The sequence below is a fragment of the Caballeronia ptereochthonis genome, assembly GCF_001545075.1.
Classification (GTDB): Bacteria; Pseudomonadota; Gammaproteobacteria; order Burkholderiales; family Burkholderiaceae; genus Caballeronia; species Caballeronia ptereochthonis.
In genome coordinates, this window is record NZ_FCOB02000020.1 from 111,882 (window position 1) to 126,857 (window position 14,976).

Annotated in this window: 14 protein-coding genes; 9 read left to right on the forward strand and 5 right to left on the reverse strand. The window is 67.2% G+C overall.

Annotation, left to right across the window (positions count from 1 at the left end):
- Positions 1–2: 2 nt before the first annotated feature.
- The 5 genes from AWB83_RS21450 to AWB83_RS21470 are packed head-to-tail and all read left to right on the forward strand — an operon-like array spanning position 3 to position 4,811.
- On the forward strand, positions 3–1,100 hold the full coding sequence (locus AWB83_RS21450; protein ID WP_087047625.1) for a phosphotriesterase family protein: 1,098 nt from the start codon (positions 3–5) through the stop codon (positions 1,098–1,100).
- A 55-nt stretch (positions 1,101–1,155) separates the two neighbouring features.
- Positions 1,156–1,917: a glutamine amidotransferase gene (locus tag AWB83_RS21455; RefSeq protein WP_087047626.1), complete on the forward strand. Its 762-nt coding sequence runs from the start codon at positions 1,156–1,158 to the stop codon at positions 1,915–1,917.
- Complete coding sequence (locus AWB83_RS21460; RefSeq protein ID WP_087047627.1) at positions 1,914–3,041, forward strand: M20 family metallopeptidase; 1,128 nt, start codon at positions 1,914–1,916, stop codon at positions 3,039–3,041. The genes AWB83_RS21455 and AWB83_RS21460 overlap by 4 nt, the downstream gene beginning before the upstream one ends.
- Positions 3,038–3,943 (forward strand): ribokinase, encoded by a 906-nt coding sequence (locus AWB83_RS21465; RefSeq protein WP_087047628.1) that lies wholly within the window; start codon positions 3,038–3,040, stop codon positions 3,941–3,943. Before AWB83_RS21460 ends, AWB83_RS21465 begins: the two co-directional genes overlap by 4 nt.
- A 22-nt stretch (positions 3,944–3,965) precedes the next feature.
- Positions 3,966–4,811, forward strand: a complete 846-nt coding sequence (locus tag AWB83_RS21470) for a BtpA/SgcQ family protein (protein ID WP_087047629.1) — start codon at positions 3,966–3,968, stop codon at positions 4,809–4,811.
- Between the two features lie 35 nt (positions 4,812–4,846).
- Here the strand turns inward: AWB83_RS21470 and AWB83_RS21475 are convergent, their stop codons facing one another.
- Complete coding sequence (locus AWB83_RS21475; protein WP_087047630.1) at positions 4,847–5,758, reverse strand: LysR family transcriptional regulator; 912 nt, start codon at positions 5,756–5,758, stop codon at positions 4,847–4,849.
- A 115-nt stretch (positions 5,759–5,873) separates the two neighbouring features.
- Here AWB83_RS21475 and AWB83_RS21480 point away from each other — a divergent pair, with 115 nt between their 5' ends.
- The 3 genes from AWB83_RS21480 (at position 5,874) to AWB83_RS21490 (ending at position 10,001) form a co-directional block, all read left to right on the forward strand.
- Positions 5,874–7,229 (forward strand): MFS transporter, encoded by a 1,356-nt coding sequence (locus tag AWB83_RS21480; RefSeq protein ID WP_087047631.1) that lies wholly within the window; start codon positions 5,874–5,876, stop codon positions 7,227–7,229.
- Positions 7,226–8,218 carry a hypothetical protein gene (locus AWB83_RS21485; RefSeq protein ID WP_087047679.1) on the forward strand — a complete coding sequence of 331 codons (993 nt, stop codon included), beginning with the start codon at positions 7,226–7,228 and terminating at the stop codon, positions 8,216–8,218. The genes AWB83_RS21480 and AWB83_RS21485 overlap by 4 nt, the downstream gene beginning before the upstream one ends.
- 115 nt (positions 8,219–8,333) lie before the next feature.
- Positions 8,334–10,001, forward strand: a complete 1,668-nt coding sequence (locus AWB83_RS21490; protein ID WP_087047632.1) for a tannase/feruloyl esterase family alpha/beta hydrolase — start codon at positions 8,334–8,336, stop codon at positions 9,999–10,001.
- Between the two features lie 93 nt (positions 10,002–10,094).
- On the opposite strand, the gene AWB83_RS21495 is transcribed toward AWB83_RS21490, so the two are convergent.
- The 4 genes from AWB83_RS21495 to AWB83_RS21510 are packed head-to-tail and all read right to left on the reverse strand — an operon-like array spanning position 10,095 to position 13,824.
- Positions 10,095–10,889 carry an ABC transporter substrate-binding protein gene (locus tag AWB83_RS21495; protein ID WP_087047633.1) on the reverse strand — a complete coding sequence of 265 codons (795 nt, stop codon included), beginning with the start codon at positions 10,887–10,889 and terminating at the stop codon, positions 10,095–10,097.
- 46 nt (positions 10,890–10,935) lie between these two features.
- Complete coding sequence (locus AWB83_RS21500; RefSeq protein WP_087047634.1) at positions 10,936–12,396, reverse strand: NAD(P)/FAD-dependent oxidoreductase; 1,461 nt, start codon at positions 12,394–12,396, stop codon at positions 10,936–10,938.
- A complete protein-coding gene (locus AWB83_RS21505) occupies positions 12,393–12,695 on the reverse strand; it encodes a (2Fe-2S)-binding protein (RefSeq protein ID WP_087047635.1) in 303 nt (100 codons plus the stop codon). The genes AWB83_RS21500 and AWB83_RS21505 overlap by 4 nt, the downstream gene beginning before the upstream one ends.
- Positions 12,679–13,824 carry an NAD(P)/FAD-dependent oxidoreductase gene (locus AWB83_RS21510; protein WP_087047680.1) on the reverse strand — a complete coding sequence of 382 codons (1,146 nt, stop codon included), beginning with the start codon at positions 13,822–13,824 and terminating at the stop codon, positions 12,679–12,681. The genes AWB83_RS21505 and AWB83_RS21510 overlap by 17 nt, the downstream gene beginning before the upstream one ends.
- Before the next feature lie 103 nt (positions 13,825–13,927).
- On the opposite strand from AWB83_RS21510, the gene AWB83_RS21515 reads away from it, so the two are divergent.
- Positions 13,928–14,839, forward strand: a complete 912-nt coding sequence (locus tag AWB83_RS21515) for a LysR substrate-binding domain-containing protein (protein WP_087047636.1) — start codon at positions 13,928–13,930, stop codon at positions 14,837–14,839.
- Positions 14,840–14,976: the final 137 nt, after the last annotated feature.

Consider the following 14,976-nt stretch of genomic DNA (forward strand, 5'->3'; position numbering starts at 1 on the left):
CCATGACAGCTTCGAAACCGGTGTTCGGACATGCGGCGACGCTGCCTGTCGGCGTCGGCAGCGGCCAGGTGATGACGGTGCTCGGCCCGATTCCCGTCGAGGCCATGGGCATCACGCTGATGCACGAGCACATCCTGATCGACGCCTCCGGCAAGTGGGTCGCGCCCGCGTGTTGCAGCCAGCGGCACATCGGCGAGCAGAAGGTGCATGTCGGCATTCTCGGCGCGCTGCGCATGAACCCGCTGATGAACCGCGACAACTGCCAGTTGTTCGACGTCGACGCCGCCGCCGAGGAGCTGATGAAGTTCCGCGAGCTCGGCGGCAAGACGGTCGTCGATCCGACCAATCTCGGCATCGGGCGCGATCCGCTCGCGCTGCAGCGCATTGCGCGGCGCACCGGCCTGAACATCGTCATGTCGACGGGGTTCTATCTGGAACCTTCGCATCCCGCTTACGTGCGCGACCGATCCATCGACGAGCTCGCTGAGCAGATGATCTTCGAAGTCGGCGGCGCGGAGCGCAAACCCGACGTGATCGCGGGGCTCATCGGCGAAATCGGCGTGTCGGCCGCGTTCACGGCGGAGGAGGAAAAGTCGCTGCGCGCGGCCGCCCGCGCGAGCGCGGCCACGCGCGTGCCGCTGTCGGTGCATCTGCCGGGATGGGTGCGGCACGGCCATCGCGTGCTGGATATCGTCGAGCGCGAAGGCGCCGATCTTGCGCACACGGTGCTGTGTCACATGAACCCGAGCCATGCGGACATCGAGTATCAGCATTCGATCGCGCGGCGCGGCGCGTGGCTCGAGTACGACATGATCGGCATGGACTACTACTACGCCGACGAAGACGCGCAATCGCCTTCCGACGAAGAGAACGCGCGCGCGATCCGTGCGCTGATCGACGCGGGTTTCATCGGCAATCTGCTGCTCTCGCAGGACGTGTTCCTCAAGATGATGCTCACGCGTTACGGCGGATTCGGCTATGGCTACCTCCTCGAGCATTTCGTGCCGAGGCTGAAGCGCCACGGCGTGACCGACGCGCAGATCGAAACCATGCTCGTGACCAATCCCGCCCGCGTGTTCTCGGAACGGCATCCGGCGTGACAGATTCAATCGCGCGGGCGAACGACAAGCGGCCCGCGGCCAACGGAGAAACGGAATGACGAAGAACGTCCTGCTCGCCGGAGAATCCTGGACCAGCACGGCCACGCACGTGAAGGGCTTCGATCTGTTCGCGTCGGTGACGTATCACACCGGCTCGGAGCAGTTCCTCGCGTTGTTCAGGGACTCCGACTACGCGGTCACGCACATGCCGAGCCACGACGCGCAGACACGATTCCCGGCGACGCTCGAAGGCCTGCAGGCCTACGACGCGATCATCCTGTCCGACATCGGCGCGAATACGCTCTTGCTGCATCCGGATACGTGGGCGCATAGCAAGCGCACGCCGAACCGCCTGAAACTGTTGCGCGAATATGTGGAGGCGGGCGGCGGCCTGATGATGATCGGCGGGTATCTGAGCTTTCAGGGCATCAACGGCAGCGCGCGCTTTCGCAATACGCCGGTCGAGGACGCGCTGCCCGTCAAATGCCTGCCTTGGGATGATCGCGTCGAAGTGCCCGAAGGATTCACGCCGCGCATCGTCGCGCAGCATCCGGTGATCGATGGGCTCGGCGCGCAGTGGCCGCATCTGCTCGGCTATAACGAGGTCGAGCTTAAGCCTGGCGCGACGCTCATCGCGACCGTGCCGGACACGGATCATCCGTTGCTCGTGGCGGGCCGGCATGGCGCGGGGCGCACGCTCGCATGGACGAGCGACATGTCGGTGCACTGGCTGCCGCCGGAGTTTTCCGCCTGGGATGGTTATGCGCGGCTGTGGCGCAACTGCCTCGACTGGTTGACCGAGGCGCGCGCAGCATGACGTTCCTCGATCCGGTCGCACTCACGCGCGAGCTCGTCGCTTTTCAATCGGTCAATCCGCCGGGCGACGAAGAAGCATGCGCGCGGCATCTCGCGGGCCTGCTCGCGCGCATCGGCTTCGAGGTCACGCTGCACGGGTTCGGCGAGCGGCGCTTCAATCTCGTCGCGCGGCTTGCGGGCACGGCCGTCGGTTCGCCGCTCGGCTTCACCGGGCACCTCGATGTCGTGCCGCTCGGTTCGGCGCCCTGGGCGCACGATCCCTTCGCCGGGGAAATCGACAACGGCTTGCTGTACGGACGCGGCGCCAGCGACATGAAAGCGGGCATCGCCGCGTTCGTCGCCGCATGCGCCGGGTCGATCGACACGCTGCGGCGCGGCTCGGGCGTGCATCTGATCCTGACAGGCGGCGAGGAGACCGGCTGCGACGGCGCGCAGGCGCTCTCGTCCGATCGGCCCGAGCTGTTGCAGTCGCTCGGCGCGCTGATCGTCGGCGAGCCGAGCGCGAACCGCGTGCTGTTCGGCCACAAGGGCGCGCTGTGGCTCAGGGGCGTGGCGCGCGGCGTGACCGCGCACGGCGCGATGCCCGATCAGGGCGTGAATGCGATCCGCATCGCCTCCGACGCGCTCGCGAAGCTGTGGGATTTCGAAGTCGGCCCCGCACACGAGGCGATGGGCACGCCGACGCTCAACGTCGGCACGATACGCGGCGGCCTCAACATCAACTCCGTGCCCGATCACACCGAGTTCACGGTCGATATCCGCACCGTGCCGGGAATCGAGCACGGTTCCGTGTGTTCGCATCTGCGGAATCGGCTCGGCGCGATCGACCTCTCGCCGATCATCGATCTGCCGCCCGTGTACTCGGAGCCGTCGGACAACTGGATCGCGCGCGTGATGGAGCTGGCCCGTCCGTTCGACGATGCGCCATCCGCGCCGCGCACCGCACGCTTTTTCACCGACGCGGCCGTGCTGAAACCGGCGACGGCGTGGCCGCCGACGATCATCCTCGGGCCGGGCGAGCCGGATCTCGCGCACAAGACCGACGAGTACTGCCGCGTCGATCGGCTGCGCGCGGCCGTGGAACTGTATCGCGCGATTCTCGACGACTGGGTGACGCGATCATGAGCGGTGCGCGCGTCTGCGTGGTCGGCAACGCCGCCGTCGACCTGACGCTGCGCGTCGCGTCGCTGCCCAAGCCCGGCGAGACGTCGCTCGCGCTCGGCAGCATGCTCGATTTCGGCGGCAAGGGCGCGAACCAGGCCGTGATCGCGGCGCGCGCGGGCGCCGAGGTCACGCTGCTCGCCGCTGTCGGGAGCGATGCGGACGGCGCGCGCATCGTCGCGATGCTCGAAGCGGAGGGCATCGACACGCGGCACATCGCGCAACTCGACTGCGCGACGGATCTGTCGATCGTCACCGTCGATGCCGCCGGCGAAAACACGATCGTCACGCGCAACGACGCCGCCAGCGCCTACGCACCGGATGCGGCCGCGCTCGACGCCGTGAGCGCGGCGGGTGACTGGATCGTGCTGCAGGGCAATCTCTCGCGAGCGGTCACGGCCACGCTCTTGCGCGAGGCGCGTCGCGGCAACCGGCATACGCTGCTGAATCCGGGTCCGGTGCAGTTCGATGTCAAGCCACTGCTGCCCGACGTGGACGTGCTCGTGGTCAACGGCGTCGAAGCGGCTGCGCTTTCCGGCGAGCCGGATCCGCGACGCGCGGCGCGCTCTTTGCACGCCGATGGCGCAACGGACGTGCTCGTCACGCTGGGCGCGAACGGCGTGGTGTGGTGCCGTGGCGAAGGCCGCGTCGATCACGTGCCGGCCTTGGCCGTGACCGCCGTGGACACGGTCGGCGCAGGCGATGCGCTTTGCGGCACGCTCGTGGCAGGGTTTGCGCGCGGTCTGCCGCTTCGCGACGTGCTGCCCCACGCGATGTCCGTGGCCGCTTTCGTGGTCGGCCGCCACGGCACGCGCGCGAGCTTTCCGGATCGCCGCCGCATGCGCGAACTGGCTCGCTTCATCTGAACGATTCGTCGACAGGACTCTCATGAACACTCAACACGTGGTCGGACGCGGACGCACCGACAGCATCGAGCGCATCTTCGGCCGCGCACGCGGCATCGTGATCGGCGTAGTCCACTGTCCGGCCTTTCCGGGCGCGCCGCGCTTCGACGGAGGCACGAGCGATGCCCTCTACGAAGCCGCGCTCTCCGACGCGCGGGCCTATGCGCAGGGCGGCGTCGACGGGCTCATCATCGAGAATCACGGCGACGTGCCGTTCGCGAAGCCGGATGACATCGGACCGGAAACGTCCGCATTCATGGCCGTGACAGCGGACAGGATCGCGCGCGAAACCGGTTTGCCCATCGGCATCAACGTGCTTGCCAATGCGTCGGTGCCGGCGCTCGCGATCGCCGCGGCGAGCGGTGCCGCGTTCGTGCGCGTTAATCAATGGGCGAACGCCTATGTGGCCAACGAGGGCTTCATCGAAGGAGAGGCGGCGCGGGCGTTGCGCTATCGGGCGCGGCTGCGTGCGGAAGGCATACGCGTCTTTGCCGACGTCCACGTGAAGCACGGCGCACATGCGATCGTCGCGGACCGTGCGCTCGCAGAGCTCGTGCGCGATGTCGAGTTTTTCGATGCCGATGCGGTCATCGCCACCGGACAACGCACCGGTGATGCCGCCAGCCTCGACTATCTGCGCCAGATTCGCGCGGCCACGCATCTGCCGCTGCTGGTGGGCAGCGGCTGCACGCAGGACAACGTCGCGGCGATTCTTTCGGTCGTGGATGCGGTGATCGTCGCCAGCTCGCTGAAGGTGGGCGGCGTGTGGTGGAATCCCGTCGATGAAGAAAAGGTTCGCGACTTTGTTCGAGCCGCGCGCGCGGCTTAGTCTGGGCGCGCCGCACGGTCGCCCGGCCGGACCCGCTACCGGCGCTCCACGCCTTTGCCATTGCGAAATGTCAGCACGGTAGTCCTGAACCGCGCCGCCGCCGGGCTTTCCGTTGTCGATCGCGTCACCAGATGCAGCGGCGCGCGAAACGCCTCATCCCCGACGATCCGGCAATAGCGCACGCTCTCCTGCTGATAACGCTGCATGGAAGCCGGCACGAGCGTGATGCCGCCGCCCGCCGCGACGAGATTGATGGCCGTCACCATGCGCGGCACCTCATCGACCACACGCGGCGTATATCCGCGCGCCTCGCATGCGCGAATGAAATCGGCATACATGCCCGGTGCGCCCGGCCGTCGCACGAAGATGAACGGCTCGTCGACGAGCGCATCCATCGAGATCGCGCGCTTGCCGACCAACGCGTGCCCGAGCGGCAACACGAGCAGCATGCGCTCCTGCGCCAGCAACTCGAAGCGCAGCTCGGCGGGCGTCCCGATCGGCTTGCGCAGAATGGCGACGTCCACGCGTCCCTGCAACATCATCTCGATGATCTCGGCCGCGTTGATCTCGCTCAGTTCGATCGCAATGTCGGGATAGCGCTCGCGGAAGTTGCGGATGGCGGCCGGCGCGAGCGGATGAAACGCGGCGGAACTCGTCAGCGCGATACGCACGCGCCCCACCCGACCCTGCGCAACCCGGCGCGCGTGCGTGACGCCTTGCTCCAGCATGCGCAACGCGCCGCGCGCATGTTCGGCGAACGCCTCGCCGGGCGCGGTCAGTTCCACCCCGCGCGGCTGGCGCAAGAAAAGCGCGAAGCCCAGTTCCTGCTCCAGTTCCTGAATCTGCTGCGAGAGCGGCGGCTGCTGCATGTGCAGCCGCGCCGCCGCGCGCGTGAATTGCCGCTCTTCGGCGACGGCGAGAAAGTACCGCAGGTGACGCAGTTCCATGGTTCATCGCCTCGATGTATATGCATTGGATATGGCAGTACTATCCGATATGTATTTTACATTTGGCGTGGCGCTTCATAAGCTGGAACCACACGATAAAAATCCAGGGAGACGTATGCAATCCGTGCTCGACACCGGTACGCCCGTGAGCGCCGGGCGCCCGCTGACGAACTCGCAGGTCCGGCGCGCGGTGCTCGCGTCGGTCATCGGCAATGGGCTCGAATGGTTTGATTTTCTGATTTACGGTTACTTCGCGAAGACCATCGCGCACGTGTTTTTTCCGGTGGGCAACGGGTTTCTGTCGATCACGCTGACGCTGGCCACCTTCGCGATCGGCTTCGTCGTGCGGCCGCTCGGCGGCATCGCGATCGGCGCGTGGGCGGATCGGCATGGGCGGCGCAGGACCCTGTCCGCGCTGATTCTGCTGATGGCCGTCAGCACGCTGCTCATGGGCCTGACGCCGGGCTACGCGACGATCGGCATCGCCGCGCCGCTGCTCGTATTGCTCGCGCGCGTGCTGCAAGGCCTGTCCGTGGGCGGCGAATTCGCCACCGCCGCCGCCATGCTTACCGAATACGCGCCTCCCGGCCGCAAGATGTTCTTCGGCAGCTTCCAGATGACCTCGCAAGCCGTGGCGTTGTTGCTGTCGTCGTCGTGCGGCTATCTGCTCACGACGCATCTTTCGCACGAGGCGCTCATGTCGTGGGGCTGGCGCGTGCCTTTCCTGCTCGGCGCGCTCGTGGGCCCGGTCGGCTTCTACATCCGGCACAAGGTCGCCGAATCGCCGGAATTCGCGCAACTGCGCGAACGGCTCGGAAACGCGCCGCGTCAATCCTTGCGTGCGTTCTTTCGCGAACGCGGCGATGCGGCGCTCTGCGCGATGGGCGTCATCATCGTCGGTACGGCAACCAATTATCTATGGCATTCGTACATGCCGCTGTATGTCGAACGGCAATTGCATCTGCCGCTGAGGAATGCGCTATTCGGCACGGCGATGTCGGGGCTCATCAGCATCGTCGGCTATCCGCTGGCGGGCAAGCTCGCCGATCGCTTCGGCGCCTATCGACTGTTTTTTCCGATCACCATGGTGTGGGTCTGCGCCGCGTGGCCGCTGTTCTCGTGGGTGCTGGCCGCGCCCACACCGGAGCGCGTGTTCGCCGCGCAGATGATCGCGACCGTCGTGCTCAGCCTGATGTCCGGCGCGCATCCCGGCATGCTCACGCAGCTCTTTCCGACCGCCACGCGCTCGATGGGCGTCGCGCTCTCCTACAACATCGCCGTGACGCTGTTCGGCGGGCTTGCGCCGCTGACCGTCTCCACGCTCATCAACGCGAGCGGATCGCGCATGGTGCCGGCGTGGTATCTGATCTGCGCGGGCGTCGTGTCCTTGTTGCTCGTCGGCGCGAGTGCGTCGGGGCGGCGTCTGTTTCGCGAACCCGGCGCGTGGCCGAAGGACGGCGTGCGCTCATGACGATGCAGGCACACGAAACGCGCCCGCGCAACGAAGCGCCGGTGCGGGTGGTCGGCGCTGCGCGCTTCAGGGTGGCGACGGAGCGCGGCGCCGGCACGGTGCCGTTGTTCACCGGCGGCGCGTCGGATGGCGCGAAGGTCGAACGTGTCGTGATCATGCTGCACGGCCGGCTGCGCGACGCCGATGCCTATCTGCGCACGGCGGAACACGCGCTCGCGGCGTCCTCGATCGATCCGCGCGGGACCTTGCTCGTCGTACCGCAGTTTGTTGCCACCGCCGACGTCGAGCATCACGCGCTCGAAGACGACCTGCTGCATTGGGAGTGGACTGCATGGATGGGCGGGCTCGATGCGCGCGGCCCGTGCGCGCTCAGCTCGTTCGACGTGCTCGATGCGCTCGTCGCAGCCTATGCGCGTGATCGCGCACGCCTGCCGATGCTGCGCGAGATCGTGATCGCAGGGCATTCGGGCGGGGCGCAAGTGGCGCATCGTTATGCGATCGCCGGCAAGGCTGCTTCGGCGGATAACGTGAAGCTGCGCTATGTCATCGCGAATCCGTCGTCGTATGTGTATTTCGACGCATCGCGTCCCGGTGCGCCATGCGACGAAGCGAACGACTGGAAGTACGGCCTCGATCGCCTGCCGCGCTATGCGTGCGGCCGGTCCGCAAGCGTCATGGAAAGCCGTTATGTGCAGAGCGAGGTGATCTATCTGCTTGGCGAGCTCGATTGCGATCCGGCGCACCCGGCGCTCGATCGCTCGTGCGCGGCGAACGCGCAGGGACCGCATCGGCTCGCGCGCGGGCGGGCGTATTACGCGTATCTGCTGGCGCGACATCCGCGCTTGCGGCATCGGCTCGATGAAGTGCCCGGCGCGGGACATAGCGGCGAGGCGATGTTCGTATCGGAGCAGGGCGTGCGCGCGTTGTTCGGAGACGGCACGCGGCTCGTGCGATCCGCCGCGATCGACGCTGGCGGCGCAAGCGAATAGCGACCGGGCAGGCGCTTGCCCGAAGTGATCCACGACTGCCGGAATCGACAGCACGCCAGGGCGGCCGTGCCAACCAGGGAAGTTCGACGCACTACAAAGAGGCAAGGAGACGGATATGACCAGCAGAAAGTCGGGGGCGGCGCTCGCCCTCGGCGCGCTATGCGCCGCATGTGTGACCATCAGCGGATGTGGCGGCGGCCACGACGACGGCGGCTCGCCTTCCACGCCCCCGCCGAGCGCCGCGGCGCAATGCTCGGCGCTCGCGGGCCTTTCGATTCCCGCCTCATCGATCGGCGCGCCTACGAACGGCGCGAAGGTCGCGAGCGCGACGCTCGTCGAGACGAGCGGTGAATATTGCCAGACCAACGGCACCATCGCGCCGGTCGATCCCACGGCGCCCGCCATCAACTTCCAGGTGAACCTGCCGACGAACTGGAATCACAAGGCGCTGCACTACGGAGGCGGCGGCTTCGACGGCACGCTGATCACCGGCGTCGATCCGCTCGACATGGCGCCCACCGGCGCGCCGACGCCGCTTGCGTCCGGCTACGTCACATTCGGTGACGACTCGGGCCACCAGAGTTCGAGCATCACGGACGGCTCCTTCGCCGCCAACGACGAAGCGCTCGCCAACTACGGCGGCCTGAGCCTGAAGAAGACGCACGACGTCGCGATGACGCTCATCCAGACGCGCTACGCAAGCGCGCCTTCGAAGACCTACTTCTTCGGCAGCTCGACCGGCGGCCGCGACGGCCTCACCGAAATCCAGCGCTGGCCGAACGATTACGACGGCATCGTGGTCAACCGGCCCGCGCTGAACTACACCGGCTTGCGATTGAGCAACGTGGTGCTCGGCCGCGCGCTGTATCTGAACAATGGCGCGGGCTGGCTCGATGTCGCGAAGACCGTGCTGCTGCAGAACGCCGTGATGAAGGCATGCGATACGCTCGACGGCCTGGCCGACGGCATCGTTTCGAACGTCGCCGCGTGCAAGGCGCGGGCGCCTCAGGTGCTGGCATCGGTGCGCTGCGCGGGCGGCGCGGATGCCGGCGATACCTGTCTCTCGGATGCGCAGATCGCGACCGTCAACACGATTGCCGCGCCGATGACGCTGCCTTACCCGCTTGCAAACGGCGTCACGCGCTATGCGGGCTACAACATCCTCGGCGGCGCGGTATTCGCGGGGCCCTATACGACGCGCGATTTCGGTACCTCGAAAACGCCGTCGAATCCCGCGGGCAAGCACGACGCCAATCAGTGGGTCACCGGCGATCAATGGGTGAAGTACTTCGTCACGCGCATTCCGACGTTCGACTCGCTCACCTTCGATCCGCTCGATCCGGGCGCCTATCGAGCGCGCGTGCAGGCCGTGTCCGCATTGAGCGATGCGACCAACACCGACCTCGGCGCGTTCCAGGCGAAAGGCGGCAAGATCATCATGACGCACGGCCTCGCCGATGAAATCGTCAGCACGGATTCGAGCACGGACTATTACAACGGACTCGTCGCGCGTTTCGGGCAAGGCACGGTGGATGGCTTCGTGCGCTTCTATCTGATGCCTGGCGTGGGTCACGGCACCGGGCCATTCCATCCGGCGATCGATTCGCTGTCGGCGCTCGATCAATGGGTCGAATCGGGCACCGCGCCCGAAACCCTGACGATGAGCGATCTGAACAGCGCGACGCTTGGGCGCACGCGGCCGCTTTGCCGGTATCCGATGTGGCCGCGGTATGGAAGCGGGGATATGAACAGTGCCGCCAGCTTCAGGTGCGCAAATGATTGAGACCTGAGCGATGCGGCGAGCATCACGCGGTGTCGCGCACGGCGCACGGGATGATGAAGGTGTCTCTTCGTCACCCGTGCACGAACGTCGCCGTTACTTCCCGTACATGTCGAAGTCGAAGTACTTCGCTTCGATCCTGCGGTATGTACCATCGCGCAGAATGTCCGCGATGGCGCCGTTCAGCGCATCGCGCAACTCGGGGTCCGACTTGCGCACGCCGGCGGCATCGCCGTCGCCCATGATCTTCGCGTCATACACGACATCGCCCGCGAACGCGAAGCCCTTGCCGCTCGGCGTCGTGAGAAAACCGAGCTTGCCCTGCACGGCGTCCATCAGCACGGCGTCGACGCGGCCTGCGACCAGATCCGAGTAGGCCTGGTCGTAGCTCGGATAGGCCACCGCCTCCACGCCTGACGGCGCCCACTTCTCGCGCACATAGGTCTCCTGCACCGTGCCTTGCTCGACTGCGACGCGCTTGCCCGCGAGCTTCGACGCTTCGGGCAGCAGGTGCGCGCTGTCCCGCGCGATCAGGCGCGTCTGGTTGCGGTAGAGGCGCTCGGTGAAGTCGATCTGTTCGCGGCGTTTCGCGGTCGCGGCCATCGACGACAGAATCACGTCGAACTTGCGCGCCTGGAGTCCGGGAATGAGGCCGTCGAAACTGCTTTGCACCCACACGCACTTCGCCTTGAGTTTCGCGCACAGCGCATTGCCCAGATCGATGTCGAAGCCCTGTACCGCGCCGTTCGTCGCGACCGATTCGAACGGCGGATAGGTCGGATCGACGCCGACGCGGATCGTGCTCCATTCCTTGGCCGAGGCCATCGTGGCCGCTACCATCAGGGTGAGTGCGGCGGCGGTCAACATCGTCCTTGCGCGTGGGGTCTTCATGTGGGCTCCGTAAGGGTGGTCGCGGTTCGTCTATGAGTGTCTCGGATCAGCTCGGAAATTCGCCGCGCGTGAAGTCGTTATCGAGGGCGATGGACTCGGCGATCTCCTCGACCGTGACGGGCTTGATCGGCGCGCGAATGCGGTAGTAGCCGACTTCGCCGACCGTCCGGTTCTGCACTTGCGCGATCAACTCGCTCACGGTCGTGCCGCACCATCGGCCCTGACACGGGCCCATGCCGCAGCGCGAGAACGCCTTCATCTGATTCGGCCCCTGACAGCCGAGCGAGGCGATCCGGCGAATCTCTCCCGCGCTGATTTCCTCGCAACGGCAGACCGTCACGTCGTCGGCGGGACGGCGCAACGCGGCGGGCGGTGTGTAGAGCGCGTCGAGCAGCGGGCGCACGGCGAGGTGCCGCTTCAGTGCACGAAGCGCGGGGCGGCTGCGTGCATCGCGCGAGGGGGCGTCGAGCACGCCGAGCTCGCGCGCGATATCGAGCGCCGCGAGCGAGCCCGCGTGCGCCGCGGCCTTCGCGCCGCCGATGCCCGCGCCGTCGCCCGCGATCCAGACGTGGTCGAGGCTGCTGCGGCCGCGCGCATCGGTGCGAGGGCGCCAGCATGCCGACGACGCATCCCATTCGTGCGCGCAGCCAAGCGAGCGGGGCAGTTGCGTGGACGGGATCACGCCCTGATGCAGCAACACGAGCGGCGTGTCGATTGATTGCGGCGCGCCGTGTCCATCGACGAAGCGCACGCGTTCGGCGCGGCCCTCGCCTTCAATCGAGAACGCGCTCGCGCCGCGATGAACGGCGATGCCGGCACGCTTCACCGCGCGCATCATGCGCACGCCCTTCAGCAGATAGTCGGCGCCTGCGAGCGCGGGCAACGCATGCGGCAGGGCGGCGCGCCAGGCGTCGGGCGGCGTCGTATCGATGATGGCGCGCACGCCGCGCCCCGAATTCAGCAATTGCGAGGCGAACAGCCACAGCAGCGGCCCGCAACCCGCGAGCACGGCCTCGTTCGACGGCGCGAGTCCCGCCGATTTGAGCAGCGTCTGCGCCGCGCCGATGCCCATCACGCCCGGCAGCGTCCAGCCGGGCACGGGCCACGGACGTTCCTGCGCGCCGGTCGCGACGAGCACCGCGCGCGCCGCTACCTCGAGCGTGCCGCCGCCCTGTTCGCCGTGCAGGCTGCGCGTGAGCATCGCAATGACCTGCCGGTTCTCGAACGCGATCTGCCATACGACGCAACGCGCCAGATGCTTGGCACCGCTGGCGGCGAAACGCCCGATCAGCGCGCGTCCCGCGAGATAGTCGTCGCCGAGCACGTGAGCGTCGGCGAGCGGCGATTGCGTGGCATTGCGATAGATCTGACCGCCGGGCGCTTCGCCTTCGTCCGCGACGACGACCTCGAGACCGGCCGCACGCGCCTCGATGGCCGCGGACATGCCCGCCGGTCCGGCACCGACGATCAGCAGGTCGCACTTCAACCGCATCGCGTCGTGCGTCATGCGAGCCTCGCCTTGCCCGCCATCACGCGTACGCGCATGCCGTCGCGCACGCGGGTCATGCACGCCTGCATGTTCGGCACGCCGTCGATTTCCACGAGACAGTCGAAGCACACGCCCATCATGCAGAACGGGCCACGCGGAACGCCGCTCACGGGCGTGGTCCGGCACGCGGGCGCACCGCCTTCGAGGAGGGCGGCCGCGACCGTGTAATGCGGCGGGACATGTCGGTGCGCGCCGTCGATGTCGATGCGGACCGCGCGCGTCGGCACGGCGGCGAGAGATTCAAAGAGCGTGGGCATCGGTCGAATTCGAAAATCGCGTGGCAACGAAGGGATAAAGAATCGCGGGCTGCGCGCCGCCCGCGATCCAGGGCGCGATGACGTCCGCATGCGCGGCGGCGAGCGTCACGCCGCTATGGCAGATCGCGAGGAACGCGCCCGGATGCGTACGCGATTCCTCGTAGACCGGCAGGCCGTCCGGCGTCATGATGCGTAGCGCACCCCACGCGCGCACGACGCGCGCATGCGCGAGCAGCGGAAATGCGGTGCGCGCGCGCCGGGCGATGTCGGCCATGACGGCGCGCGTCTGGCCGTCGTCGAAGCCGACCGGCTCGGCCGAATCGCCGAGCAACACCGAACCTTCGGGCGTCTGGCGCACGACCAGCGTCGGATAGTCGAGAAACGGCGCGAGCCGCTCGGTCACCATGATCTGGCCGCGCAGGGGCGTGACGGGCGCGTGCATGCCGACCATCGGCGCGAGCCGCGCGTTGTCGAGACCGGCCGCGAGCACCACGCGCCCGGCGTCGAGCGTGCCGTTTGCCGCGTCGATCTCGAAGCCGTCCGAGCGTGGGCGGATGTCGCGCACCTCGTTGCGAGGCAGATACGTGCCGCCGCGACGCTGGAACGCCTGTTGCATTGCGCGCAGCGTGTAGAGCGGGCTTGCGTGGCCGTCGTGCGGCGAATACAGCGCGCCCGCCAGCCTGTCCGATGCGGCGGGGACGCGTGCCTTCAGCGCCTTGAGATCGAGCACGTCGTAGGCAAGCGACGAATCCTGCGCGCGGATCGATTCGAGCAGTTGCTGCCCGGCCTCGAGCTGCTCGACGGTCTCGCAGAGCTCAATGCCGCCCGGCCGCTCGAAGCCGGCATCGACCCCGGTCTCGCGCTGCAATTGCGCGGCGAACGCGCTCCAGCGCTCCGACGATTCCCGCGACCACTGCGCATACGGCAGACAGCGTCCGCCCTTGCCTTGCACCCAGACGAGCCCGAAATTGCCACGCGCGGCGCGATGCGCCGAGTCCGCGCCGTCGCATACGGCGACGCGCTTGCCCGCGCGCGCGAGGCCATAGGCGATCGCCATGCCGACGAGCCCTCCGCCCGCGACGACGATATCGAAGCGGCGAGCCATGTTATGGGATTGCCTGTCATGCATGAAATGCGTTTCCTGCCTGTTTTTACGAATCACGGATGAAACTGTGTGCGCGGCAAAATTCTCCGTCAAATGCCGATTCATCGGTCACCTATAATCCAGTGTTATGGATACGTCCGAACTCAAGATTCGCCAGATCGAGGCCTTTCGCGCGGTGATGCTGCGCCATACGGTGACGCGTGCCGCCGAGTCGCTGCACATTTCGCAGCCGGCCGTGAGCCGCCTCATCGCCGATCTGGAGAGCCGCGTCGGCTTCGTGCTGTTCGACCGGCTTCAAGGCCGGCTTGCCCCGACCGCGGAGGCTCGCGTGCTGTTCGAGGAAGTGGAGCGCGCGTTCGTCGGGCTGGACCGCATTGCGCAGGCGGCGCAGCAGATTCGCGCGATGCGGCGCGGCTCGCTGCGCGTGGCCGGATCGCCCGCTGTCGCACTCGACCTGCTGCCGGCGGTGATCGCGCGCTTCGTCGAGCGTCATGCGGGCATCGACGTCAATCTGCTTGCGCACAGCGCCACGACGGTGGTGGAGAAAGTAGCATCCGGCCAATGCGATGTCGGACTGATCGCGGAGCCGATCCCGCATCCGGCCGTGAAGAGCGAGCGGCTGGCGAACGCGGTCATGCGCTGCATCGTGCCGCGTGGGCATCGTCTTGCGCGCAAGGCATCGTTGCGTCCTGCGGATTTGCGCGGCGAGCGCTTCATCTCGTTTCCGCAGAGCTTCGATGCGCGTAGCGCCATCGATCGCGTATTCGTGGAAGCGGGCGTGACGCGCGATCTCATGGTCGAGGCGCAGCTGTCTCAGGCCATCGTGGCGCTGGTCGCGAACGGCGCGGGCGTCGCGCTGATCGATCCGGTAACCGCCGCCTATGCGCGGCAGCGCGTGGCGGTGAAGGCCTTCGCGCCGGCCGTGCCCGATCATTTTTATATCGTGACCAATGCATCGCAGCCGAGGTCCGCGGTGGCCGAGACGTTCTGCGACGACGTGCGTGAGGCATTCGCGCGTGTGACGGGCATCAACGCGTGAGCGGCACTTTGGCTCCGCGGGATGGTGGTTTTCCGGGCATTGCCGTGGTGCCGTTGTGCGCCCGTGCAATGTCTGCACTTGCGCGCAAAAACTACCACTTTTGAGGGCGAACCCTCACGCAATCCCGGGATCGAGCG

Excerpts from the sequence above, each read along its gene's own strand:
- AWB83_RS21500 (WP_087047634.1), bottom strand. The coding sequence starts at position 12,396 with ATGACGCACGACGCGATGCGGTTGAAGTGCGACCTGCTGATCGTCGGT.
- AWB83_RS21465 (WP_087047628.1), top strand. The coding sequence starts at position 3,038 with ATGAGCGGTGCGCGCGTCTGCGTGGTCGGCAACGCCGCCGTCGACCTG.
- AWB83_RS21460 (WP_087047627.1), top strand. The coding sequence starts at position 1,914 with ATGACGTTCCTCGATCCGGTCGCACTCACGCGCGAGCTCGTCGCTTTT.
- AWB83_RS21470 (WP_087047629.1), top strand. The coding sequence starts at position 3,966 with ATGAACACTCAACACGTGGTCGGACGCGGACGCACCGACAGCATCGAG.
- AWB83_RS21450 (WP_087047625.1), top strand. The coding sequence starts at position 3 with ATGACAGCTTCGAAACCGGTGTTCGGACATGCGGCGACGCTGCCTGTC.
- AWB83_RS21495 (WP_087047633.1), bottom strand. The coding sequence starts at position 10,889 with ATGAAGACCCCACGCGCAAGGACGATGTTGACCGCCGCCGCACTCACC.
- AWB83_RS21475 (WP_087047630.1), bottom strand. The coding sequence starts at position 5,758 with ATGGAACTGCGTCACCTGCGGTACTTTCTCGCCGTCGCCGAAGAGCGG.
- AWB83_RS21515 (WP_087047636.1), top strand. The coding sequence starts at position 13,928 with ATGGATACGTCCGAACTCAAGATTCGCCAGATCGAGGCCTTTCGCGCG.
- AWB83_RS21480 (WP_087047631.1), top strand. The coding sequence starts at position 5,874 with ATGCAATCCGTGCTCGACACCGGTACGCCCGTGAGCGCCGGGCGCCCG.
- AWB83_RS21510 (WP_087047680.1), bottom strand. The coding sequence starts at position 13,824 with ATGCATGACAGGCAATCCCATAACATGGCTCGCCGCTTCGATATCGTC.
- AWB83_RS21455 (WP_087047626.1), top strand. The coding sequence starts at position 1,156 with ATGACGAAGAACGTCCTGCTCGCCGGAGAATCCTGGACCAGCACGGCC.
- AWB83_RS21505 (WP_087047635.1), bottom strand. The coding sequence starts at position 12,695 with ATGCCCACGCTCTTTGAATCTCTCGCCGCCGTGCCGACGCGCGCGGTC.
- AWB83_RS21490 (WP_087047632.1), top strand. The coding sequence starts at position 8,334 with ATGACCAGCAGAAAGTCGGGGGCGGCGCTCGCCCTCGGCGCGCTATGC.
- AWB83_RS21485 (WP_087047679.1), top strand. The coding sequence starts at position 7,226 with ATGACGATGCAGGCACACGAAACGCGCCCGCGCAACGAAGCGCCGGTG.